The organism is Umezawaea endophytica (genome assembly GCF_025061645.1).
Lineage (GTDB): Bacteria > Actinomycetota > Actinomycetes > Mycobacteriales > Pseudonocardiaceae > Umezawaea > Umezawaea endophytica.
In genome coordinates, this window is the sequence record NZ_JANYMP010000014.1 from 1 (window position 1) to 21,109 (window position 21,109).

Consider the following 21,109-nt stretch of genomic DNA (forward strand, 5'->3'; position numbering starts at 1 on the left):
CGAGCGCGCCGCCCGTCGAGGACCTCTCCCCGACGGGCGGCCCCTACCCGCCCGGCCTCACCTCAGGTGTCGCGCGAAGAACCGGTTCGCGTCGTCGCCCTCGAACGCCGGGACGCCGGTGTGCCCGCCCGTGTTGGCGTGCAGCGTCTTCTCCTTCGAGCCGAAGGCGTCGAACAGGTCCAGTGCCATCTGCCGGTCGTTGCCCTCGTCGTCCCACTGCAACAGGACCAGCAGCGGGATGGTGACCGCCCTGGCCTCCTCGATGATGCTGCGGGGCACGAAGCTGCCTGCGAACAGGCCAGCGGCCGCGATGCGCGGCTCGACCACCGCCAGCCGGACGCCGATGGAGATCACCCCTCCCGAGAACCCGACCGGGCCGCGGATCCCCGGCAGCGCCAGGAGCGCGTCCAGCGCGGTCCGCCACTCCGGGACCGCCTGGTCGACCAGCGGGAGGACGAGCCGGTCGACGATCTCGTCGCTGACCGGCTCGCCCGCCTCCAGCGCCCGGCGCAGGTCGGCGCGGGCCTGCTCGGCGACGGCGGACCGGGGCCGGTCACCGGCTCCCGGCAGTTCGATGGTGGCCGCGGCGTAGCCCGCCGCGGCGGCGTGCCGGGCGCGGGCCGCCAGGCGGGGGTACATCCTGTCCAGTCCGCCGGGGTGGCCCATCAGGATCAGCGGGGCGGGCGCGGAGGCGGGCGTCCACAGGACGCCGGGGATCTCGCCGAGGGTGAACCGGCGTTCGAGGACGCCGTCGTCGAAGCGCTGTTCGGAGGTGAAGCGCATGGTCGTGCCTTTCGGGAGTGCTCGTGTGCGGCGCTCCCGGACGACCTATCGCCCGACCATGACCCCTGAGGGGAGCACCCTTGTCGCAACGGCGTTCACGGGTACCACCTCCTCGATCTCTCGCACGGTCGCCGGAAAAGTAGCAGTGGTCATCCCGGTCCGCCACCGGGTTTTCACCCCGGCTCCGCCACGACCGCGGTGCGCCGGAACTCGCTCGGGTTGGCGCCCCGGACCCGTTTGAACGCCGCGCTGAACCCGAACGGGTCGGAGTAGCCCACGGTGCGGGCGATGTCCGCGACGGTCGCGGTCTCCCGTTCGACCAGCAGGTCCGCCGCGAGGGTCATGCGCCAGCGGGTGAGGTAGGTCAGGGGTGGTTCGCCGACCAGGTCGGCGAACCGCTTGGCCAGCGTCGACCGGGAGACCCCGCTGTGCTCGGCCAATGAGGCGACCGTCCAGGCCGCCGCCGGTTCGGCGTGCAGCAGGCGCAGCGCGTGCCCGACCACCGGGTCCCGCTGGGCGGCCCACCAGGCCGGGGGTTGGCCGCCGGGCCGGTCGAACCACTCGCGCAGCGTGCACACGAGCATCCAGTCCAGCAGCCGGTCGAGCACCACCTGCTGGCCCGGCGTGTCGGCGGCGACCTCGGCGGCGAGGTGGTCCAGCACCGGGTCCGCCAGGCCCCCGGCGTCCACGCGCAGCACGACGGGCAGCGCGTCGAGCAGTCGGCGGCTGATCTCGCCGCGCACGGGGTAGGCACCGACGATCAGGGTCGTGGCGTCGCGCCCGCGCGCGGCGTTGTCGTTCCAGCCGCGCCGGTACCGGGTGCCGCCCTCCTCGGGCGTCGCGCAGTGCTCGCCGCAGGCGACCGGCTCGGCCGCGGTGCCGACCTCGTCGACGAAGGTGAACGTCGCGGGTCCGCGCACGACGATCGCCTCGCGGGCGCGGAGCGGCTCGGGGCGACCGTGCTCCGGCACGATCCAGCCCGCGCCGGTCAGGACGGTGCACAGGGTCAGCGGCGCGCCGTCGACGAAGTGCAGCGCCCAGGGCGGGGACAGGGTCGAGCTGCTGAACAACGAGCCGTGGGCCCGTACCCCGCGGAGCAGGTCACTGAACGCGTCCACCCCTCGAGGTTAGACGATCGCACAGGAATTCCGGCTTCTCACCCATGGGCACGTCCGATCCGGCCGTGGTCCACTGGACGGCATGAGCACCGACGACGGTTCGCTGACCGCACTCGACCTGGAGTTCCTCGCGCGTCCCCTGATCGGCTTCCTGTCCATCGCCGGGGGCCCGGTCCCGCCGCAGCCCCGGCCGGTCTGGTTCGAGGCCACGGCCGAGGGGACGGTCCAGTTGTTCACCGCCCCGGACTCGCTCAAGGTCAAGCACCTGCGCCGCGACCCCCGCACGTCGATCGTCGTCGCCGCCCCGGTGGGTGAGCGCGAGCGCTGGGTGTCGGTCGCGGGCCGCACCACCGTGGAACCCGACGGGGCGCACGACCTGGCCGCCCGCCTGGCCGCGCGGTACTGGGACCTCGACGACCCGACCCGAGCCGACGACCTCGCCGCGATCCTGGCCGAGGACCAGGTCCGCCTCGTCATCCACCCGGACGCGGTGCGGCGCTTCGCGTACTGACCCGCGAGGTCGGTGCTCCGCCCGTGGACGGGCCGCCGGTCGATGGTCCAGGCTTGACCGCCAGTGGCGGTGGTCGAGGCAGGAGATCCGCATGCTCGTCGTGACCGGTGGTCTGGGCCGAGTGGCAACCGTGCTGAGCCCCGTCCTGCCCCCGGACACCCGCCTGGTGGACCTGAGACCGGGCGGGGAACGCCTGGACCTGTCCGACCCCGGTCAGGCCGCCGAGGCGGTGCGCGACGCCGACGCGGTCCTCCACCTCGCCGCGAACCCCAGTCCGGGGCAGGACTGGGACACCGCGTACCGCCGGAACGTGGTCGCCACCGAGATCTTGCTGCGCGCGTGCGGGGACCGGGTCCCGCGGGTCGTGCTGGCCAGTTCGGTGCACGCCATGGGGCTCTACCACCGCCCCGACCGGGAGTTGATCAGTCCTGAGTGGACTCCCCGGCCGTGCTGCGCCTACGGCAGGAGCAAGGTCGACGTCGAGGAGCTCGGCAGGCGGCACGCCGAGCGGCACGGCGTGTCCGTGGTCTGCCTCCGGCTCGGGTCGACCGGCTACCCGCTCCTGGAACAGCGGTACGCCGACATGCAGTTGTTCGACGACGACGCCCGGCAGCTCGTCCTGGCCGCGCTGACCGCCGACGTGCGGTTCGGCGTCTACTTCGGTGTCTCGGCCAACACCCCGGCCCGCTGGGACATCGCCAACGCCCGCACCGAACTCGGCTATCGGCCCGTCCACGACAGCGCGGTGCTCGACATCCCCGAGGACCAGCCGTACGAGTTCCCGGACTGCCACATGTTCGCGTAAACCGCACGCGTCCGGGGGGTCCGGCTCGGTAGGGTGATCATCCCCCTGGATCCACGGAGGCCGGAGTGCGCGACCGTCCCGACTCGGGAACCCGCCGCCCGTACCGGATGCGGCCCCGGCCGCCCGCCGCACCGCGCACCGCGCCCGCGTGGAAGCGCGCGCTGGGCAAGCCCGCCGTCTGGTTGGTGACGCTGCTGCTCGCGGCCACGGCGGCCTACTTCTCCGACTACCTCAAGACGTTCTTCGGCTCGCTGTTCCCGGTGGACAAGGCCGAGGAGGCGTCCGGACGTCCGCCGTTCGAGGTGCTCGACGTCCACTACCTGCACCTGAACGAAGCGTACTTCCTGAGCAGGCCGCCGTCGGAGCAGGACCTGGCGGGGTGGGACCGGCGGTCCGGCCCGCCGCCCGCCGAGTGGCTCGACCGGCAGGGCGCGGTCCCGCTGGGCGTCGCCAGGTGGGAGATCACCCTGGAGGGCAGGCGCACGGCGGAGGTCGTCGTGACGGACATGAAGCCGAAGCTGGTCGGCCCGTGCGAGCCCGCGCTGGAGGGGAGCCTGGTCGAGACGCCGAGCCAGGGCGGGGGCGACAAGTTCCGCTTCGGCGTCGCCGTCGACAAGCCGAACCCGGTCATGATGACCATCAGCGCGGGCACGGCCCCGTACCCGTACTTCGAGCAGAAGACCATCAAGCTGCCCAAGGGGGAGAAGAACGTCATCGTCGTCGAGGCCTCCACCTCCGGGCCCCACTGCCGGTGGACGATCGAGGTCGACTACCTCGCCGACGGCAAGCGCGGGCAGACGTCCGTCACCGCGCCGGGCGGCAAGCCGTTCGCGGTGACCGGGCGCCTCGACCCGGCGCGGTACTCGTCGGTGTTCCTCGCCGCGCTGCGCAAGTGCCCTGAGCCGTACCGCCGCGTGTCCGGGGCCGAGTACGCCGAGATCCAGGCGGGCACCAAGCCCGAGTGCGGGTGAGGACGCGGGTCACGCCGCCCTCCTCCTGAGCCCGATCACCGCGATCACGGCGGGCAGCCAGCCCCAGAGGACGCCGAACCTCGTCGCGTGCGGGACGGCGAAGCTGGAGAGCGGGAACGCCAGCGCGTCGACGACCCCGCCGACCGTGCTCGCGACCACCACGACACCCCAGACCGCGATCAGCACCGCGGCGGGTCCGGCGGTCGTCCGGACCCCGGCGAGCACCCAGCGCAGCAACACCCACAGGACCACCAGCGACAGGACCGCCACCAGCGATCCCGGCACCCACCGGTCGGCACCGACCACCTCGCCGAACCCGGCCTCGGGGTCGTCCTGCGGCCGGAGCTGCAACCGCGGGTGGAGCACGACGCCCGCGACCTCGTCGGCGAGCCGGACCTCCTGCTCGGACTTGCCCGAGTAGGAGGAGGCGCCGCCCAGCAGCGCCAGCGCCACGACCGGGAGCACGCAGGCCAGCGCCAGGTTGCCGGTCCGGCCAGGGCCGCCGCCGGTCTCCGGCGCGAGCGCGTCCGACCGCCGCCCGGTGGCGGTCCACGACAGCCGGAGCAGGCAGGCCCCGACCACCACGGTCGCGGCGCACAGGAACCCGAAGAACAGCGCGTCGTAGGTCCAGAAGATCCCCGACCGCGCCAGGTCCACCGCGAGGTCGCCCACCGCGTCCGACCGGACGAGCACGACCGCCAGCCCGACGAGGTCGGCCACCCCCGCGGCCAGCAGCACGGCTCCCGCCTGCACCACCACGACCCGCGGCCAGTCGACCGCGCGGGTGGCCAGGTACGTCGCGAAGACCAGCGCCACCAGGAGGACGAGGCGCGGCAACCACTCCCACCCGTGCGACTCCCGGAAGTAGGCCTCGCGCGCCGTCAGGTCGACGAAGTAGACGAGCAGGTGCAGCAGGACGAACGGCGGGTCGCCCCGCTGGTCGAACCGGGCGGCCGACGCGCCCGCCCAGATCGGCAGCGGCACCAGCGCCGCCACGTACAGGCACGCGTACGTCGACGCCGCGAGCAGCGCGGCCGACACCGCCCAGGTACGTCCCATCCCCACCCCAGTCCGCGAAAGCGCTCATTCTGGCCGACCGGAAAGCCTTGCGGGGGTGGATTTTCGAAGATCGACCGCGACACGGGTCACCCGACCAACGCCGTGCGGGAGGACCCGCCGCGGTCATGAACGGGACGCTTCGGGAACGTCCTGGTAGCGGTCGGTCAGCACCTCGATCAGGTGACCGTCCGGGCCGCGGAAGTACAGCCTGCGCCCGGTTCCGTCGCTACGGGCCCTAGCCCCTCGAGGGTCGACAGGCAAGCCTCGACGAGCCGAAAGCCTTGGGAATTCCGACATGTGGACCTGATTGGTTGATCTTGTCGCAATTCGGATGATGTTCACACCTATCCGACGGATTGGACGTGGACATGCGACAACTGATCCTCCTCGCGCTCGTGGGCCTGGGTGCCCAGTTGGTCGACGGCAGCCTCGGCATGGCGTACGGCGTCACGTCCACCTCCCTGCTGCTGGCGATCGGCACGAGCCCCGCGGCGGCGTCCGCGACCGTGCACCTGGCCGAGATCGGCACCACGCTCGCCTCGGGGTTCTCGCACTGGCGGTTCGGCAACGTGGACTGGAAGGTCGTCGCGAAGATCGGCATCCCCGGCGCGGTGGGCGCGTTCGCGGGCGCCACGTTCCTGTCCAGCCTGTCCACCGAGGTGGCGGCACCGGTGATGTCGCTGCTGCTGCTCGTGCTCGGTGTGTACGTGCTGGTCCGGTTCACCACGTTCGGCCTGCCGCGGCACAACCTCGGCAAGCCGCTGCGCAAGCGGTTCCTCGCACCGCTCGGCCTCGTCGCCGGGTTCGTGGACTCGACCGGTGGCGGTGGCTGGGGTCCGGTCGGCACCCCAGCCATCCTCGCCAGCGGCAGGCTCGAACCGCGCAAGACCATCGGGTCGATCGACACCAGCGAGTTCCTCGTCGCCGTCGCGGCCAGCGTCGGCTTCATCGTCGGGATCGGCTCGGAGGGCGTCGACTACTCGTGGGTGCTCGCGCTGCTCGCGGGCGGTCTCGTCGCGGCGCCCATCGCGGCCTGGCTGGTCCGACACATCCCGCCGCGCGTGCTCGGCTCCGCGGTCGGCGGCGTCATCATCCTCACCAACACCCGGACCCTGCTGCGCAGCGACTGGATCGACGCGAGCGACGCGGTGAAGTGGCCGATCTACGGAGCCGTCTACCTGATCTGGGCCGCCGCGTTGGCGTACTCGATCCGGCAGTACCGCGCCAACCGCGAGGAGGAGCGGAAGATCGTGGAGGACAGCGAGAAGAACCAGCGGGCGACCGCCTGAGCGGCCGACCTCACGTTCGGCGCCGAGGACCTGCGGGACCGAGCGGCCGGGCTCAGACGGTCAGGACGACCTTGCCCCGGAGGTGGCCGCCGTCGAGCACCCGGTGGGCGTCGGCGACGCGCTCGAACGGGAACGTCTCCTGCACGTGGACCCGGAGCCGGCCCTGCTCGACGAGGTCGACGAGCCGTCGCAGCGCGACCGGGTCCGGGTCGACGGCGATGCCGCTGAAGCGCAGGCCCGCCGCCTCGCACCTGGCGATGAGGTCCAGGTCCTCCTCCGCGACCGCCGTCACCAGGTGCCCTCCGGGGCGGAGCACCCCGATCGACCGCTCGACGGTGTCGCCGCCGATCGTGTCGAGCACGACGTCGACGTCGCGGACCACCTCGGTGAAGTCGACCGCCGTGTAGTCGATCACCTCGTCGGCGCCGAAACCCTCGACGAACTCCCGATCGCTCGCGGTCGTGATCACGTGCGCGCCGAGCGCCTTCGCGATCTGGATCGCGACGTGGCCGACCCCACCGCCGCCGCCGTGGACCAGGACGCGGTCGCCCGCGGTCACGCCTGCGAGGTCCACGAGGCCCTGCCACGCCGTCAGCCCGACGACCGGCAGCGCCGCGGCCTCGACGTGCGAGAGCGACGCGGGCTTGCGCGCCAGGTGCAGCGCCGGGGCGAGGACGAGTTCGGCGTAGCCGTTGGCGGGCTTCGGGAACAGCGGCATCCCGAACACCTCGTCACCGGGCCGGAACCGCCACGTTCCCGGCGCCTCGTCGACCACGCCGCTGATGTCCCAGCCGAGGGTGAACGGCGGCTCGCCGAGCAGCGGGAACTCGCCCGAGCGCAGTCGCGCCTCCACCGGGTTCAACCCGATCGCCTCGACTCGGACGAGGACCTCGGTCGGCATCGGCCGGGGCGTCGGCGCGTCCACGACGGTGAGCACGTCGGGACCGCCGAACTCCTGCTGGGTGATGATTCGCATGACACTCCTGGCTCTCGGTGGGAGAACACCAGGCTAGGAATCCGACGGGAACCTCCGGGTACCTTTGGCGCCATGAGCGGTTTCGCCCCCGGCGAGTGCTTCCTGGCCGACTGCCCCGGACGGCTGACGGTCGAGCTGATCGCCGACAAGTGGACGGCGGTCGTGCTCTACGGCCTCAGCCGGGGCCCGGTGCGGCACGGCGACCTGGTCGACCTGATCGGCGGCATCTCCCGCAAGGTGCTCACCCAGACGCTCCGACGGCTCGAATCGCACGGACTCGTCCGCCGCCACGCCTATGCCGAGGTGCCGCCCCGCGTCGAGTACGAGCTCACCCCGCTCGGGGCGACGCTGATCGATCCGATCCACGTGCTGACCGAGTGGGCGAGGGAGAACGGCGACGCGGTCCTCGACGCGCTCGACGCCGATCCCGAGTCGGTCGCCCGACACCGCTGAACACGTCGGTGTCCACCCCGTTCGGCACCGACCGACCTCCGCCGGTCAGGTCCCGTCCGATCGGCGCGGCAGCACCTCGATGACCGCGGAGAAGTCCTTGCGTCCCAGGTCCGCCGGGCCCAGGCGGGCGTACAGCTCGCGCGCGGCGGCGGCCAGCGGCAGGGTCAGCCCGACCCCGTCGGCCGCGCTCAGCGCGAGGTCGAGGTCCTTGCGCATGAGGTCGCCCGTGAACCCCGGTCGGAAGTCGTGGTCGGCCGGGCTGTCCGCCAGCACACCCGGTACCGGTGGTCGGGTCCGCAGCGACCAGCTATCGCCGGAACCGGACGTGCTCACGTCGTACAGCAGCCGCGGATCCACGCCGAGTGCCCGTGTGAGCCGGAAACCCTCCGCCGTGGCCACCATCGAGATCCCCGCCATGACCTGGTTGGCCAGTTTGACCGTGGCGCCCATGCCCGACGCCCCGCAGTGGACGATCTTCGTGCCGAGCACGTCCAGCAGCGGGCGGGCGCGGTCCAGCACGTCGGCGTCGCCGCCGACCATGATGGTGAGGGAGCCGTCGGCGGCTCCGGCGCTGGAACCGCTGACCGGGGCGTCGAGCATCGCCACTCCCCTGCGTTCCGCTTCGCGTGCGACGTCCCGGCTCGTCGCCGGGTCGATCGTGCTCAGGTCGACGAGGACGCTCCCGCGTGGTGCGCCGAGCAGCGCGCCGACCGGGCCGGTGGTGGCTTCCCGGACGTGACGGCTGTTCGGCAACGCGGTGACCACGAAGTCGGCCTGCCGGGCCGCGTCGAGCGGTGAGTCCGCGCCGTGCGCCCCGGCGTCCAGCAGCGGGCGCACGGCGGCGGGCGCGATGTCGAACACCGCGAGGTCCCAGCCCGCCGCGAGCAGCCTGCTGGCCATCGGTCGCCCCATGGTGCCCAGACCGATGAACGCCGCGCGCCGACGGCCGGTGTCAGCGGCCATCGTCGTCGACCTGCCCGTCCAACCAGACGATCTTCCCGTAGGTGACCGCGAGGTGGGTCATGCCCGGCCCCTCCGGGGTCGCGCCGTGCCAGTGCTCCTCGTCCGGCGGGCAGGACACCGCGTCGCCCGCGCGGACGAGGACCGGGGCCTCGCCACGCGCTTGGACGTACCCCTCCCCCTCGGTCACGAACAGCAGTTGCCCGCCGGTGTGCAGGTGCCAGCCGTTGCGCGCGCCCGGTTCGAAGCGCACGAGCAGCACGCCCGCGTCGTCCGGCGAGGAGCCCGCGGGCAGCTCCCGCAGGGCGGTCGTGCCGGTGAAGTGCGCGTGGTACCGGTCCGGCAGCGGCGGGATCTCCCGCAGGTCGTCCGAGCTGATGAATTCCACTGTGGACTCTCCTGGTTCTGTTCGGTTCTAAGGGGTTCGGGTGCAGAGCGCCGCCAGCGCCGCGGCGGTCGGCGACCGGAGGAAGTCCTCCAGCCCGAGCACGTAGCCGTGCTCGTGGCGCAGGTACGAGAGCAGGCGCACGGCCAGCAGCGAGGTGCCGCCGTGCTCGAAGAAGTCCGCGGCGCCCACGGGCGGGGCTCCCAGGGTGCGGTGCCACGCGTCCACGACCCCCGGCACCGACTCCGGCGCGACCCGCTCGGCGGGTCCGACCGGCGCTTCGGGTGGAGGTCCTGGACGGACCTCGAGGTCGACGTCCCCGGCACCGGGGAAGCGGTCCAGCGCTTGGCGGAGTCGTTGCCGCGCGGTCAGCGGGGGGATCGGCGCCGGTGCTCGTGGTCCACGTCGGACGGTCGTCCGGGGCGTCGCCGGTCGGGTGGCGTGGAGGTTGGCGAAACCCGTGCCCTCCAACGCTTCGACGTGGGTCACGTCGCAGGTGAACCCGGCGTCCTCCAGCAGTGCCACGAGAACCCGCCGGTCGCCGGTGCTGTGCACCTCCACGACGACGTTGTCGATCCGCGCCCAGTCCTCGGGGCGCAGGTGGAGCAGGATGTCCAGTTCGGCCCCCTCCGCGTCCAGCTTGACCAGGTCGACCCGGTCGACGTCGAGCAGGTCGAGCACGTCGGACAGTCGGCGGACCTCGACCGGCACGTCGATCGCGCCGCCGACCCGGTCCGCGGCGACCTGCTCGACGACGTCGGCGGTGCTGTCGTCGCCGACCGCCGCGCCGATCGCGGCCCGGATCGCCGACCGGTCCGCGTCCGGGTCCGCCTTGAGGCCGGAGAACACGGACGCGTTCGGGTAGACGGTCATGCTGGTGCGCCCCGACTCGGCCCCGAGCGCCCAGGGCAGGCACACCACGGGGAGCGCGAGCGCGTCGACGTTGGCGACCAACGCGGCGTACGCGTCCGGCGCGGGTTCGAAGGCCACCAGCCTGCACCCCGGCAGCCGGCGCGCCAGGAAGAGCGAGAACAGGCCGATGTTCGCGCCGACGTCCAGCACGACGGCGTCCGGCGGCAGGTCGAGGGCACTGGGCAGGTACACCTGGTCCACCATGATCTCCTGGTGGAGGTAGGTCGTCTCGTAGCGGTTCAGCTCGGTGACGACGGTCCCGTCGGGCAGTTCGCCCGTCGCCAGTCCGCTCGGCGTCGGCGCCACCCACACGACCGCCCGCAGCCGACCGGAGGACTCGACCCGCACCTCAACGTGCTCCACGCCCTTGTTCAGAGCCAGGAACCGGCGCACCCGCGTCGCCCGGTCGGCGGACGCCGCTCGACGCCGCTCCACCGCGGCGACCAGCGCGGCGGGACCCACCTCGTGCCACCCGGTCATCCGCCCGCTCCTTCCGCTTCCGCCTCCGCGATGGTCATGAGGAGGTGGCCGTCCGCCTGCGTGGTGATGTCGGTGGCCCGTCGCGCGAAGAAGTCGACCGCGAGCCCGTTGCGACCGGTGGGTCGGACCAGGACCCGCGTCCGGGGATATCCGCCGCCCGCTCGGACCACGGTGGCCAGCAGCGCTTCCGCGACTCCCCGGTCGAGTGCCCGGCAGCTCATCACCAGTGCGTCGACGTGCCAGCAGCCGTCGCTCTCCGCGGCCATCGCCGCGCCCACCACGCCGTAGTCGCCGAACCGGTCGCGCAGCGAGACGACCCATCCGGCCCCGCCGTCGCGCAGCGCCGCGGTCGCCCGTGCCGGCGTCATCGTGGCGCAGGTGAACTGGTTGGTGCGGGCGGTGAGCTGTGCGATCCGCCGCCAGTGCGCGGGCTCCGCCGGGACCACCTCGATGACGGTGCCCAGTCGGGCGTTGAGCTCCTCGGGGCTGCTGGTGGCGCCGACCTCCTGCCGCCGCAACGCGTTGCCGCGGTAGCTCCGATTGCGCAGCCGGTCCTCCCTGGTGACGAAGAACCGGTCGAAGTGGGGACTGCGCCGCAAGCGCGCGAGCGAGTCCTCGCCCACCGGCAGTCGCACCACGCCGACCGAGGGCAGCGCCTCGGCGGTCTGGGCACAGGTCAGCGGGTCGTCGTCGACGAGGACGAAGCTGTCCACGCCGACGTCGAGCTCGGCGGCGAGGGAGCCCAGGTTCCGCCACTTGGGGTCCCAGTTGATCCGACGGCCGACGAAGTGCTCCGGCGTCAGCAGCAGGTCGCGGGCCCGTTCGGCGAAGACGCGGTCCACGCTCGCGGGATCGTTGCGGCTGCACAGCACCAGCAGGAACCCGGCGTCGTGCTGCTCGCGCAGGAACCGCTGCACCTGCCGGTACCCCTCGTCGATCGTCAGGTCGGCCGGGTCGAGGTCACCGCAGGCGCCGCCCCACAGGGTGTGGTCGCAGTCGACGGCGATCACCTTGCGCGGCTTTCCGCGCAGCGCGGCCACCACGCGTTCGATCCCCAGCGCGACCGCCGCGAACGCGTCGTCGGTGAACGGCACGTCGGCGAGCGCCGCCGCGTGGGGGTCGTGGGGGTCGTCGACCCCGTAGGCGCGGAACCAGTCCGCGGCCCTGACGACCGCGATCCCCTCCACCCCGGTCAGGTGGTCGACCACCTCGTCCTCCATGCCGTCGACCACGTCACCCGGCGGTTCCGGGAACACGCACACCAGCAGGTGGTTCGAGTGGCGTGCGACGAGGTCGGCGGCCGCCGCGGTCATCCACCGCAGCGCGTCCAGGGCGTCGTCGGGCGAGGAGCCCTTCGGGACCCAGTCGCCCGGTCTGGTCAGGCACGCGTTCAGGCCGGACGCGTTGTGCGCGAAGGCGCTCGTGGGGCCCAGCAGTTGCTCCGCGACCTGGCCGTAGGGCGCCGCGGTGATGGTCGACGAGAAGCCGCCCCGGTCGTTCAGGTGCTCCAGGAAGGTGATGACGGGCGTGCTCGTGAAGGTGGAGGCCACCACGACGTCGAGTCGGTCCGAGGTCTCGGCCACGGTTCGTCCCCTCTCTCGCGATCGGTGGCCGCGCGGGTCGACCCGGCCGCACCGGGTCGACCCGCCGACCGCGGCGGTCAGTGGCCGATGGTCGTGTCGATCGCGGGAAAGTCGAGCTGGGTCTCGCCGACGGAGTTGAAGTAGTTGGTGAAGGTGTTGAGGGCGACCGCGGCGACGATCTCGCCGATCTCGCCGTCGTCGTACCCGGCGGCGCGGACGGCGGCGAGGTCGTCGTCGCTGACGAAGCCCTTGGTGGAGATGACGGCGAGGGTGAACCGCAGCGCGGCCTCGACCTTCGGGTCGGTGGCGCGAGCGTGGCGGCCCGAGACGAGGTCCTCCTCGCTGAGCCCCGCCCTGGCGCCCAGGACGGTGTGGGCCGCGAGGCAGTAGCCGCACTCGTTGGCCACGGCGGTGACGAGCGCGATCTGCTCCTGGACCGCGGCGGGCAGCCGTCCCTTGGACAGCGCGCCGCTGAAGGACAGGTAGGCGTCGAGCACGGCGGGCGAGCTGGCCATCGCCTTCATCATGTTCGGGGTCACGCCGAGGGCGCGCTCGACCTTGCCGAGCAGCGCGCGGGCCTGGGGCTCGGCGGTGGCGGGGTCGACGACGGTGAGGCGGGGCATGGGGTGTCCTTCCGGTGTTCCAATTTTGTTTGGCAGTGCCAACTATAAGGGTCGGAGCCGGGCCCGCAAGGGCTCGTGCGTCACGTCACAGGGACTGGTCGGGAGTGTGTTCTCCTTTGGGCACAACGACTACACGCACCACGATCAGGTGATTCCCTTGCCGGAGGCCGAGATTCGAGCCGTGGTGCGTACCATAGAAGTAATGAGGAGTCCTACCTGAGGGGTTCGATGACGGGCGACACCACCGGCGAGGCCGACCTGGATCGGCGGTTGGCGGACGCCGTCGAGCGGCTGGGGCACGGTCTGCGCTCGCTGGCCCAGCGCAGCGCCCGCGCGCAGGGCCTGTCCCCGTTGCAGCAGCAGGTGGTGCTGGCGCTGTCCTGGCAGCCCGCGGCCCGCCGTGAGGTCAACGCGCTGGCCGCGGAGTTCGACGTCACCACGCCCACCCTGTCCGACGCGGTCAGGTCGTTGGAGCACAAGGAACTGCTGACGCGGTCGCCCAGTTCCGACGGGCGCCGCAGGCTGCTCACGCTGACCGGGCGCGGGGAGGAGGTCGCCGGTGAACTGTCGACGTGGGACGAGCCCTTGCTGACGGCGCTGGCGAAGCTGCCGGTGGCGGACCGGGCGACCACGTTGGGCAGCCTCCTGCACCTCATCGGGGACCTGCACCGCCGTGGCGTGGTGAGCGTCGTGCGGATGTGCACCACGTGCCGCTTCTTCCGGCCCGACGCGCACGAGGACCCGGCCGCGCCGCACCACTGCGACCTGCTCAGGACGCCGCTGCCGCTCGTGGAGCTGCGGACCGAGTGCCCCGAGCACGAACAGGCCGCCGTCTGACGGGCGGTCAGAGCGCCCCGATCGCCTCGCACGCCTTGCGCACGCCCGCTCCGTAGGCGGGGTCGGCCTGGCCGCAGTGCGCGATGTGCCGTTCGACGGTCTCGGCCCGCGCGCCGTTGATGGACCGCGCGGTGTTGTCGAACAGGACCTGCCGCTGCTGCTCGGTCATGAGCCGGAACAGGTCGCCGGGCTGCTCGAAGTAGTTGTCGTCGTCCTGGCGGAAGTCGAACCGGTCGGCGGTGCCGCCGACGGCTTGGGCCGGGTCGGCGAAGGCGGGCTGGTCGGCCCAGCGGCCGAAGTTGTTGGGCTGCACACCGGGAACCCCGCCCTGGTTGCCGTCCACGCGCATCGCCCCGTCGCGGTGGTAGGTGTTGACCAGCGCCGCGGCGTGCGGGTGGTTGACCGGGATCTGGTGGTGGTTGACGCCCAACCGGTAGCGGGCGGCGTCGCCGTAGGAGAACAGCCTGCCCTGCAACATCTTGTCCGGGCTGACGGAGATGCCGGGGACGAGGTTGGCCGGGGTGAACGCGGCCTGCTCGACGTCGGCGAAGTAGTTCTCCGGGTTGCGGTTCAACTCCAGCACGCCGACCTCGATCAGCGGGTAGTCGGCCTTGCTCCACACCTTCGTCAGGTCGAACGGGTGGAAGCGGTAGTGCTCGGCGTCGGCCTCGGGCATGACCTGGACGTGCAGCGTCCACTTCGGGTGGTCGCCGCGTTCGATGGCGTCGTAGAGGTCGCGCTGGTGGGATTCGCGGTCCCGGCCGATGAGTTCGCCGGACTGCTCGTCGGTGAGGGTCTCGATCCCTTGCTGACTGCGGAAGTGGAACTTCACCCAGTGCCGCTGCCCCTCGGCGTTGATCAGGCTGAAGGTGTGCGACCCGAAGCCGTGCATGTGGCGGTAGGAGCGGGGGATCCCGCGGTCGCTCATCACGATGGTCACCTGGTGCAGCGCTTCGGGCAGGTTCGTCCAGAAGCCCCAGTTGTTCTCCGGGTCGCGCAGGTTCGTCCTGGGGTCGCGCTTCACGGCGCGGGCCAGGTCGGGGAACTTGAGCGGGTCGCGGAAGAAGAAGATCGGGGTGTTGTTGCCGACCAGGTCCCAGTTGCCCTGCTCGGTGTAGAAGCGCACGGCGAAGCCGCGGATGTCGCGTTCGGCGTCGGCCGCGCCCCGTTCACCGGCCACGGTGGAGAAGCGCACGAAGGTCTCGCTCCGCTTGCCGATCTCGCCGAGGAGGGCGGCCTTGGTGTAGCGGGTGATGTCGCCGGTGACGGTGAAGGTGCCGAAGGCGCCGGAGCCCTTGGCGTGCATCCGGCGTTCCGGGACGACCTCGCGGTCGAAGTGGGCGAGTTTCTCCAGCAGCCACAGGTCTTGCAGCAGGACGGGGCCGCGCGGTCCGGCGGTGAGGCTGTTCTGGTTGTCCGCGACCGGGGCTCCGGCGGCCGTGGTCAACGGGTCGGTGTTGTCGTCGAAGGTCATGACCACTCTTCCAAGTAGGTAGGACTCCTACCTAGATTGTGGCATGCTGGCGATGGCGGGCACAACGAGCCCGCCTCGACACCGGAGGAGGAGGGTCCCGTGCGAGCAGTGGTGGTCCAGCACGTCCCGTTCGAAGGTCCCGGCCTGATCGGCCCGGCGCTGTCGGCCGTCGGCGCCGACGTGCGGGTGGTCCGGGTCTACGCGGGGGAACCCCTGCCCGACGCGGAGAAGCTCGACGCGCTCGTCGTCCTGGGTGGTCCCATGGGGGCGTTCGACGACCACGCGCACCCGCACCTCGCGCGGGAACGGGACCTCATCGCCGAGTGCGTCCGCCGCGGCACCCCGGTCCTGGGCGTGTGCCTGGGCTCGCAACTGCTCGCCGCGGCGCTGGGCGCGCAGGTGTGGCGAGGTCCGGACGTGGAGAGCGGCGCGGGCACCGTCACCCTCACGCCCGCGGGCTCCGCCGACCCGGTCCTCGGCCCCTCCGGCCCCCGGCTGCCGGTGGTGCACTGGCACCACGACACGTTCGACCTGCCGGAGCACGGCGTGCAGCTCGCGACCTCGGAGCGGTACGCGCAGCAGGCGTTCCGGGTCGGTGACTCCTACGGCCTCCAGTTCCACGTCGAGTTCGACGCCGTCGCGCTCGACCAGGCCGCACCCCACCTGCCGCCGGACACCACCATCACCCCGGACGAGATCCACGCGGTGGCGGCGGAGGGCGAACGCGTGCTCAAGCGCTGGGCCGAGCACGTCGTGACCGTGGCGGGTGACCGGTGAGCCCTCGCGCACGGGTCCTGGTCGTGTCCACGGGTGCCGTGCGGCCACTGCCCTGGCGTGGGCGCACCGTGGCGACGGGCATCGGGAAGACCCCCGTCCACGGCCCGGTCGACGTCGGCGCCTCCGGTCTGACCGGGGACGAGCAGGCCGACCGGGAGCACCACGGCGGGCCGGGCAAGGCGGTCCTCGTCTACCCCGTCGAGCACTACCGGACGTGGGCCGAGGAGATCGGCGACCTCGTACCGCCCGCGTTCGGCGAGAACCTCACCACCAGCGGTCTCCTGGAGACCGACACCGCGATCGGCTCGGTGTACGCCGCGGGCACCGCCGTGCTCCAGGTCACGTGGCCCCGCCGTCCCTGCTACAAGCTCTCCGCGCACCACGGGATCGCCGACCTGGCCGTCCGCACCCAGCGCACCGGCAGGACCGGTTTCTACTGCCGCGTGCTGCTGCCGGGCCGCCTGGGCGCCGGAAGCGACGTGGAACTCCTGCACCGGCCGGACCACGGGATCACCGTCGCCGAGGTGCACCGGGTGGTCAACGTCGACCGCGCCGACCACGCCGCCGCCCGCCACCTGCTCGACCACCCCGAACTGCTGCCGTCCTCGTGGGTCGGTCTGTTGACCAAGCGCCTGACCGGTCGCCTCGACGACCAGGGCGCACGCCTGCACGGCTGAGTCCCACCACACGAAGGAGCCCGACATGACCACGCCCACCACCACGCCCGGCTACGACCACGACGACCCGGCCCTCGCCCCGTCACCGATCACCCCGGTCGACCTCGACCTGCTCAAGGCCACCGTCCTGTTCGGACCCGACGACGAGGCCGCGCTGCGCACCGCCGCCGAGGTCCTCGACGGACGGATCGAGCAGGTCCTCGACGTCTGGTACGGCTTCGTCGGGTCGCACCCGCACCTGCTGGCCTACTTCTCCACGCCCGACGGCGAACCGATCGGCGACTACCTGGACCGCGTGCGGGCGCGCTTCGCGTTGTGGATCGTGGACACCTGCACCAGGCCCTACGACGAGCGGTGGCTGGCCTACCAGAACGAGATGGCCCTGCGGCACACCGCCGAGAAGAAGAACAAGACCGACGGCGTCGACTCGGTCCCCCACATCCCGTTGCGCTACCTGGTCGCGTTCATCTACCCGATCACCGCGACCATCCGCCCGTTCCTGGCCGCGGGCGGGCACGACGACGAGCAGGTGGAGGCCATGTTCCAGGCCTGGTTCAAGTCGGTCACCATGCAGGTCACGCTGTGGTCGCAGCCCTACGCCGGAACCGCGTGGTGACCGTCCACTGCCGACAGGAGCGACCATGACGACCACCGCGACCACCGCACCCCCGTGGACGACCACCCGCTGGTTCAACGGCGATCCCCTGGAACTGGCCGACCTGCGCGGCCGGGTGGTCGTCCTGGAGGCCTTCCAAATGCTGTGCCCCGGCTGTGTCAGCACCGCCCTGCCCCAGGCCACCCGACTGGCCAGGACCTTCGGCGACGACCTCGCCGTCATCGGGCTGCACAGCGTGTTCGAACACCACGCGGCCATGACGCCGACCAGCCTCGAGGCGTTCCTGCACGAGTACGGGATCGGCTTCCCGGTCGGGGTCGACGCCCACCGGGGTGACGACCCCACGCCCGTCACCTTCGCCCGCTACGGGATGCGGGGCACCCCGACCACGGTGCTGATCGACCGCGACGGCGTCCTGCGCGGCCACCACCTCGGCGCGGCCGACGACATGGCGCTCGCCGCTGCCGTGGCCCGGTTGATCGAGGCGGGCCCCGTCGACTGGCACGCCGAGCGGCCGTCGCCCGTGTGCACCGTGGACGGGAAGTGCGCCTGAGCGTCGGCGACACTGGGGGCTGATCATCGTCGGGGACGGGAGTCGCGTGGTGCGTGGAGTCGAACGGCGATCGGCCTCGGTCTTCCGGAGTCCGGACTTCCTCCGGCTCTGGACGAGCACGACCGCCTCCGGCCTGGCGACGTGGGCGCTGCCGTTCATCCTCGGTCTGGCGGTGCTCGACCGGTCCATGACCGCGGTGGCGCTGGGTGTGGTCCTGGCCGCGCGCACGGTGGGGTTCCTCGTCGCGGTGCCGGTGGCCGGGGTGCTGGCCGACCGGTACCCGCGACGTCGGATCGTGCTGTGGGCGGGACTGCTCGCCGCGGGTGCGTCACCCCTGATCGCGCTGGGCCTCGGGCGGTCGACGGTGGTGATGGCGGTGGCCGCCGCCGTGGCCGGAGCGGGTCAGGGGGCGTGCAGGCCCGCGTTCCAGGCGTTGACGGCCGAGGTCGTCGCGGACGACCGGCGGCAGGAGGCGAACGCGGCCATGACGTTGGCCGTGCGGGTGACCACGCTGGTGGCGCCCGGACTCACCGCCGTGCTCGCGGTCGTCGTCGACACCCCGGCCCTGCTGGTCGCCACCGGCGTCCTCTGGCTGGCCGCCGCGCTCCTCCCGCCGCGCGGCACGGCACGGGTGGCGGTCACGACGGCCCGGCCCCGGTTCGTCGCCGACTTCGTCGCGGGTCTCCGCGAGGCCCGCAGGCACCCCTGGTTCCTGGCCGGTCTCGGCGCGCTGACCGCGGTGATCGCCACCGGCTACTCCGCGACCGGTGTGGCGCTGCCGCTGGTGAGCCGCGACCGCTACGGCACCGAAGCCGTGCTCGCCGCCGCACTGACCGCGTACACCCTGGGCGCGCTCGTCGGAGCGGTCCTCATGGCCCGCTGGCGACCACGCGCCCAGGGGTGGGTGGCGCTCGCGGGTCTCGGCGCCTACGGGGTCGCGCCGGTGAGCCTGCTGCTCTCCGTGCCCGCGCCGGTCGTGGTCGGCGCGTACGTCGTGGCGGGCTTGGGGATCGAGCTGTTCAACGTGCCGTGGTTCACCGGGACCCAGCGGGAGGTCGAGCCGACGATGCTGGCGCGGGTGTCCTCGTTGGACTTCCTGCTGTCCTACGGCCTGGCGCCGGTCGGTCTGGCGCTGATCGCCCCGGCGATCGACCATTTCGGAGCGCGGCCGGTGCTGGCGGTGTGCGCGGTCGTCTGCTTCGCCGCCCCCGCGGCGGCCGCGCTCGTGCCGTCCACTCGCGAGTTCCGGGCGCCTAGTCCCGGTCCTGGTGGTCCGGGCAGGTGACCCGCAGTTCGGCGTCGCCGAAGGGCGCGTCGACGAAGGCGCAGTGGTGGGGGCGGGCCGCGTCGTGCGGATGGGCGTTCGGCCGGAAGAACCGGCAGGTCAGGCACATGCGGGACACCGGGATCGCCTGGCGGTCCTGGAGTCCTTTCATGATCGTGGCGGTGCCGCGGAGCATCGCGGCGAGGTCGGCCTCCGACAGGACCGAGAAGGCCTCGCTCATCACCTGCGACACGTCACCCAGCCTGCGGGCCTCCGCGTCGCCCTCGGGGGTCAGGCGCACGACGGTCGCCCTGCCGTCCTGCGGGTCCCGCACGCTCTCCAGGAGTCCCTTGGCGCGCAACGCCTTCACCGCGTCGGAAACGGTGGGCGGCGTGGACGCAAGCGCTCCCACGACGTCGCCCTGACGGCGTGGACCGGTCTGCTCGGCGAGGAAGGTGACGATGTCGGCCTGCAAGGGCGAGAGGTTGTGCGGCCCGTTGTTGCGCCACGCGTCGATGCGCACGGCCTGACCGAGCCGCGCGAGCCCGACCAGGAGCTGCTGCGCGGGCGGCACCCCCGGTACCTCCGGCATGTGACTCCTCCACCGCGACTCCGCACCCGACGCGCGGCAGTCCCATCGTACTGGGGTCACCCGCGGTCGAGCGTGCCGAGGAAGTGGGCGAACGCCGTGTCGGCGCGGGCGTGGTCGGCGGTGGCGTCGAGGTCGAGGAGGAGACCGCGGATGACCGCCAGGACGAGGGTGGCGAGTTCCGGTCGACCGATGCCGCGCAGGCCCTCTTCGAGCGGGCCGAGCCAGTCGGTCGTCGCGACCCGGCGGAAGTCGGGCAGCAGCCGGTGCGCCGCGCTGTCCCGCGTCTGCCCGAACATCCGCAGGTAGGGCTGTCCTTCCGGGCCGGTGATGGAGGTCCAGGCGTTCGCCAGCGTGACGGTGTAGCGCTCGTCGGGTCGCACGCGGAGCAGGTCGCCGAACGCGGTGAGCTGGCGTTGCCGCGCTCGCTGGAGGACGGCGCGCAGCAGGGCGTCGCGGGTACCGAAGTGGTAGATCAGCATGCGGGTCGAGGTGCCGGTGGCGCGGGCGAGCGGTTCGAGCTTGTCGGGCAGGCCGTGGTGCAGCGCGTGGTCGGTGCAGGCGTCGAGCAGCCGGTCCTTGATCTCGGGTCGGGGGTGTCGTCCCATCGGCGCACTTTTTCACGTAATTGCCGCTACGTCTACCGTTGGTCGGACAGCGGACGGTGGACGTGGAGGTGGCGGTGAGGGTCGTGTTCGTGCACGGGGCGTGCGTGCGGGACGGGTCGTGGTGGTGGCACCGGATGGCCGGGCTCCTGGAGGAGCGGGGGGGGTGTCGAGCGTGGCTCCGGAGCTGCCGAGTTGCGGGCCGGGAGGGTGGGGGCTGGGCGAGGACGTCGCCGCGGTGCGCCGGGTGCTGGAGGTCGGCGACGAGCCGACCGTGGTGGTGGCCCACAGCTATGGCGGCATCGTGACGGCGGAGGCCGCCGCGGGTGTGGCCTCGGTGCGGCACCTGCTGCTGATCTCGAGCTACCTGCCCGAGGTCGGGCAGGGCCTGTCGGACTTCGGTGGCGAGTCCCCCGCCCCGTTCCTCGACGTCGACCTCGACGCCGGGACGTTCGGGGTTCGCCCCGAGTTGCTGGTGGACACGTTCCTGCACGATTGCGACGTCGACGTCCGGGCCGAGGCGGTGGACCACCTCGTCCGGCAGAGCGTGCGGGTCATCGGTCAGCCGGTCGGTGCGGCGGCCTGGCAGGACGTCCCGTCGACGTACCTCGTGTGCTCGCGGGACAGGGGCACGCCCGCCCGGTCGCAGCAGGAGTTCGCCCGCAAGGCGGGTCGTGTCGTCGAACTCGACGCGGGTCACCACCCGTTCCTGTCGCGGCCCGTCGAGGTCCGCGACCTGCTGCTGGACCTGTAGGACGTCGCCCCCCGAGTCGTCGAATCGCGCCCGCGCGCCGGTAGGCCGGCGCTAC

The 21,109-nt window shown here is 72.5% G+C and carries 24 protein-coding genes; 12 read left to right on the top strand and 12 right to left on the bottom strand.

Annotated elements, in window-relative coordinates:
* Nucleotides 1-57: 57 nt before the first annotated feature.
* Both NZH93_RS26740 and NZH93_RS26745 read right to left on the bottom strand, forming a co-directional pair.
* Complete coding sequence (locus NZH93_RS26740; protein ID WP_259625966.1) at nt 58-783, bottom strand: dienelactone hydrolase family protein; 726 nt, start codon at nt 781-783, stop codon at nt 58-60.
* Between the two features lie 173 nt (nt 784-956).
* Nucleotides 957-1,901, bottom strand: a complete 945-nt coding sequence (locus NZH93_RS26745; RefSeq protein ID WP_259625967.1) for an AraC family transcriptional regulator — start codon at nt 1,899-1,901, stop codon at nt 957-959.
* Between the two features lie 82 nt (nt 1,902-1,983).
* Here NZH93_RS26745 and NZH93_RS26750 point away from each other — a divergent pair, with 82 nt between their 5' ends.
* The 3 genes from NZH93_RS26750 (at nt 1,984) to NZH93_RS26760 (ending at nt 4,188) form a co-directional block, all read left to right on the top strand.
* The gene (locus NZH93_RS26750; protein ID WP_259625968.1) at nt 1,984-2,412 is read left to right on the top strand and encodes a pyridoxamine 5'-phosphate oxidase family protein; all 429 of its coding nucleotides are present in this window, start codon (nt 1,984-1,986) and stop codon (nt 2,410-2,412) included.
* Between the two features lie 91 nt (nt 2,413-2,503).
* Nucleotides 2,504-3,217 carry an NAD-dependent epimerase/dehydratase family protein gene (locus tag NZH93_RS26755; RefSeq protein WP_259625969.1) on the top strand — a complete coding sequence of 238 codons (714 nt, stop codon included), beginning with the start codon at nt 2,504-2,506 and terminating at the stop codon, nt 3,215-3,217.
* A gap of 65 nt (nt 3,218-3,282) precedes the next feature.
* Nucleotides 3,283-4,188 carry a hypothetical protein gene (locus tag NZH93_RS26760; RefSeq protein WP_259625970.1) on the top strand — a complete coding sequence of 302 codons (906 nt, stop codon included), beginning with the start codon at nt 3,283-3,285 and terminating at the stop codon, nt 4,186-4,188.
* Nucleotides 4,189-4,197: 9 nt separating this feature from the next.
* On the opposite strand, the gene NZH93_RS26765 is transcribed toward NZH93_RS26760, so the two are convergent.
* The gene (locus tag NZH93_RS26765; protein WP_259625971.1) at nt 4,198-5,247 is read right to left on the bottom strand and encodes a hypothetical protein; all 1,050 of its coding nucleotides are present in this window, start codon (nt 5,245-5,247) and stop codon (nt 4,198-4,200) included.
* Between the two features lie 368 nt (nt 5,248-5,615).
* Between NZH93_RS26765 and NZH93_RS26770 the strand changes: the two genes are divergently transcribed.
* The gene (locus NZH93_RS26770; protein ID WP_259625972.1) at nt 5,616-6,536 is read left to right on the top strand and encodes a sulfite exporter TauE/SafE family protein; all 921 of its coding nucleotides are present in this window, start codon (nt 5,616-5,618) and stop codon (nt 6,534-6,536) included.
* A 52-nt stretch (nt 6,537-6,588) separates the two neighbouring features.
* Here the strand turns inward: NZH93_RS26770 and NZH93_RS26775 are convergent, their stop codons facing one another.
* Nucleotides 6,589-7,512: an NADP-dependent oxidoreductase gene (locus NZH93_RS26775; protein WP_259625973.1), complete on the bottom strand. Its 924-nt coding sequence runs from the start codon at nt 7,510-7,512 to the stop codon at nt 6,589-6,591.
* Nucleotides 7,513-7,584: 72 nt separating this feature from the next.
* Between NZH93_RS26775 and NZH93_RS26780 the strand changes: the two genes are divergently transcribed.
* Nucleotides 7,585-7,965, top strand: a complete 381-nt coding sequence (locus NZH93_RS26780; RefSeq protein WP_259625974.1) for a winged helix-turn-helix transcriptional regulator — start codon at nt 7,585-7,587, stop codon at nt 7,963-7,965.
* Between the two features lie 45 nt (nt 7,966-8,010).
* On the opposite strand, the gene mmsB is transcribed toward NZH93_RS26780, so the two are convergent.
* The 5 genes from mmsB to NZH93_RS26805 form a co-directional block, all read right to left on the bottom strand.
* Nucleotides 8,011-8,928, bottom strand: a complete 918-nt coding sequence (gene mmsB / locus NZH93_RS26785) for a 3-hydroxyisobutyrate dehydrogenase (protein WP_259625975.1) — start codon at nt 8,926-8,928, stop codon at nt 8,011-8,013.
* Nucleotides 8,918-9,313, bottom strand: a complete 396-nt coding sequence (locus NZH93_RS26790; RefSeq protein WP_259625976.1) for a cupin domain-containing protein — start codon at nt 9,311-9,313, stop codon at nt 8,918-8,920. The genes mmsB and NZH93_RS26790 overlap by 11 nt, the downstream gene beginning before the upstream one ends.
* 27 nt (nt 9,314-9,340) lie before the next feature.
* The gene (locus tag NZH93_RS26795) at nt 9,341-10,702 is read right to left on the bottom strand and encodes an FkbM family methyltransferase (protein WP_259625977.1); all 1,362 of its coding nucleotides are present in this window, start codon (nt 10,700-10,702) and stop codon (nt 9,341-9,343) included.
* A complete protein-coding gene (locus tag NZH93_RS26800; RefSeq protein ID WP_259625978.1) occupies nt 10,699-12,285 on the bottom strand; it encodes an HAD-IIIC family phosphatase in 1,587 nt (528 codons plus the stop codon). Before NZH93_RS26800 ends, NZH93_RS26795 begins: the two co-directional genes overlap by 4 nt.
* Before the next feature lie 77 nt (nt 12,286-12,362).
* A complete protein-coding gene (locus NZH93_RS26805; RefSeq protein WP_259625979.1) occupies nt 12,363-12,908 on the bottom strand; it encodes a carboxymuconolactone decarboxylase family protein in 546 nt (181 codons plus the stop codon).
* 228 nt (nt 12,909-13,136) lie between these two features.
* Between NZH93_RS26805 and NZH93_RS26810 the strand changes: the two genes are divergently transcribed.
* Entirely contained in the window at nt 13,137-13,745 is a 609-nt protein-coding gene (locus tag NZH93_RS26810; protein WP_259625980.1) for a MarR family winged helix-turn-helix transcriptional regulator, read from the top strand.
* A 7-nt stretch (nt 13,746-13,752) separates the two neighbouring features.
* Here NZH93_RS26810 and NZH93_RS26815 read toward each other — a convergent pair whose 3' ends face one another.
* Nucleotides 13,753-15,219, bottom strand: coding sequence for a catalase (locus NZH93_RS26815; protein WP_259625981.1), 1,467 nt, complete (start codon nt 15,217-15,219; stop codon nt 13,753-13,755).
* A gap of 99 nt (nt 15,220-15,318) precedes the next feature.
* Between NZH93_RS26815 and NZH93_RS26820 the strand changes: the two genes are divergently transcribed.
* From NZH93_RS26820 to NZH93_RS26840, 5 genes are read left to right on the top strand one after another with little or no spacing between them, the layout of a single operon-like run.
* Nucleotides 15,319-15,996, top strand: coding sequence for a type 1 glutamine amidotransferase (locus tag NZH93_RS26820; protein WP_259625982.1), 678 nt, complete (start codon nt 15,319-15,321; stop codon nt 15,994-15,996).
* Nucleotides 15,993-16,673, top strand: a complete 681-nt coding sequence (locus tag NZH93_RS26825) for an MOSC domain-containing protein (RefSeq protein WP_259625983.1) — start codon at nt 15,993-15,995, stop codon at nt 16,671-16,673. Before NZH93_RS26820 ends, NZH93_RS26825 begins: the two co-directional genes overlap by 4 nt.
* A 25-nt stretch (nt 16,674-16,698) precedes the next feature.
* On the top strand, nt 16,699-17,289 hold the full coding sequence (locus tag NZH93_RS26830) for a protoglobin domain-containing protein (protein WP_259625984.1): 591 nt from the start codon (nt 16,699-16,701) through the stop codon (nt 17,287-17,289).
* Nucleotides 17,290-17,314: 25 nt separating this feature from the next.
* Nucleotides 17,315-17,842 carry a redoxin domain-containing protein gene (locus tag NZH93_RS26835; RefSeq protein WP_259625985.1) on the top strand — a complete coding sequence of 176 codons (528 nt, stop codon included), beginning with the start codon at nt 17,315-17,317 and terminating at the stop codon, nt 17,840-17,842.
* A 49-nt stretch (nt 17,843-17,891) separates the two neighbouring features.
* A complete protein-coding gene (locus NZH93_RS26840; protein WP_259625986.1) occupies nt 17,892-19,127 on the top strand; it encodes an MFS transporter in 1,236 nt (411 codons plus the stop codon).
* On the opposite strand, the gene NZH93_RS26845 is transcribed toward NZH93_RS26840, so the two are convergent.
* Both NZH93_RS26845 and NZH93_RS26850 read right to left on the bottom strand, forming a co-directional pair.
* The gene (locus tag NZH93_RS26845) at nt 19,096-19,698 is read right to left on the bottom strand and encodes a MarR family winged helix-turn-helix transcriptional regulator (RefSeq protein WP_259625987.1); all 603 of its coding nucleotides are present in this window, start codon (nt 19,696-19,698) and stop codon (nt 19,096-19,098) included. The two genes, NZH93_RS26840 and NZH93_RS26845, sit on opposite strands and share 32 nt — an antisense overlap.
* 56 nt (nt 19,699-19,754) lie before the next feature.
* Complete coding sequence (locus NZH93_RS26850) at nt 19,755-20,303, bottom strand: TetR/AcrR family transcriptional regulator (RefSeq protein WP_259625988.1); 549 nt, start codon at nt 20,301-20,303, stop codon at nt 19,755-19,757.
* 124 nt (nt 20,304-20,427) lie between these two features.
* Here NZH93_RS26850 and NZH93_RS26855 point away from each other — a divergent pair, with 124 nt between their 5' ends.
* Nucleotides 20,428-21,054: an alpha/beta hydrolase gene (locus NZH93_RS26855; RefSeq protein WP_372506879.1), complete on the top strand. Its 627-nt coding sequence runs from the start codon at nt 20,428-20,430 to the stop codon at nt 21,052-21,054.
* Nucleotides 21,055-21,109 lie beyond the last annotated feature (55 nt).

Excerpts from the sequence above, each read along its gene's own strand:
- NZH93_RS26845 (WP_259625987.1), bottom strand. The coding sequence starts at position 19,698 with ATGCCGGAGGTACCGGGGGTGCCGCCCGCGCAGCAGCTCCTGGTCGGG.
- NZH93_RS26755 (WP_259625969.1), top strand. The coding sequence starts at position 2,504 with ATGCTCGTCGTGACCGGTGGTCTGGGCCGAGTGGCAACCGTGCTGAGC.
- NZH93_RS26780 (WP_259625974.1), top strand. The coding sequence starts at position 7,585 with ATGAGCGGTTTCGCCCCCGGCGAGTGCTTCCTGGCCGACTGCCCCGGA.
- mmsB (WP_259625975.1), bottom strand. The coding sequence starts at position 8,928 with ATGGCCGCTGACACCGGCCGTCGGCGCGCGGCGTTCATCGGTCTGGGC.
- NZH93_RS26835 (WP_259625985.1), top strand. The coding sequence starts at position 17,315 with ATGACGACCACCGCGACCACCGCACCCCCGTGGACGACCACCCGCTGG.
- NZH93_RS26795 (WP_259625977.1), bottom strand. The coding sequence starts at position 10,702 with ATGACCGGGTGGCACGAGGTGGGTCCCGCCGCGCTGGTCGCCGCGGTG.
- NZH93_RS26850 (WP_259625988.1), bottom strand. The coding sequence starts at position 20,303 with ATGGGACGACACCCCCGACCCGAGATCAAGGACCGGCTGCTCGACGCC.
- NZH93_RS26830 (WP_259625984.1), top strand. The coding sequence starts at position 16,699 with ATGACCACGCCCACCACCACGCCCGGCTACGACCACGACGACCCGGCC.
- NZH93_RS26740 (WP_259625966.1), bottom strand. The coding sequence starts at position 783 with ATGCGCTTCACCTCCGAACAGCGCTTCGACGACGGCGTCCTCGAACGC.
- NZH93_RS26805 (WP_259625979.1), bottom strand. The coding sequence starts at position 12,908 with ATGCCCCGCCTCACCGTCGTCGACCCCGCCACCGCCGAGCCCCAGGCC.
- NZH93_RS26765 (WP_259625971.1), bottom strand. The coding sequence starts at position 5,247 with ATGGGACGTACCTGGGCGGTGTCGGCCGCGCTGCTCGCGGCGTCGACG.
- NZH93_RS26770 (WP_259625972.1), top strand. The coding sequence starts at position 5,616 with ATGCGACAACTGATCCTCCTCGCGCTCGTGGGCCTGGGTGCCCAGTTG.
- NZH93_RS26775 (WP_259625973.1), bottom strand. The coding sequence starts at position 7,512 with ATGCGAATCATCACCCAGCAGGAGTTCGGCGGTCCCGACGTGCTCACC.
- NZH93_RS26815 (WP_259625981.1), bottom strand. The coding sequence starts at position 15,219 with ATGACCTTCGACGACAACACCGACCCGTTGACCACGGCCGCCGGAGCC.
- NZH93_RS26810 (WP_259625980.1), top strand. The coding sequence starts at position 13,137 with ATGACGGGCGACACCACCGGCGAGGCCGACCTGGATCGGCGGTTGGCG.
- NZH93_RS26750 (WP_259625968.1), top strand. The coding sequence starts at position 1,984 with ATGAGCACCGACGACGGTTCGCTGACCGCACTCGACCTGGAGTTCCTC.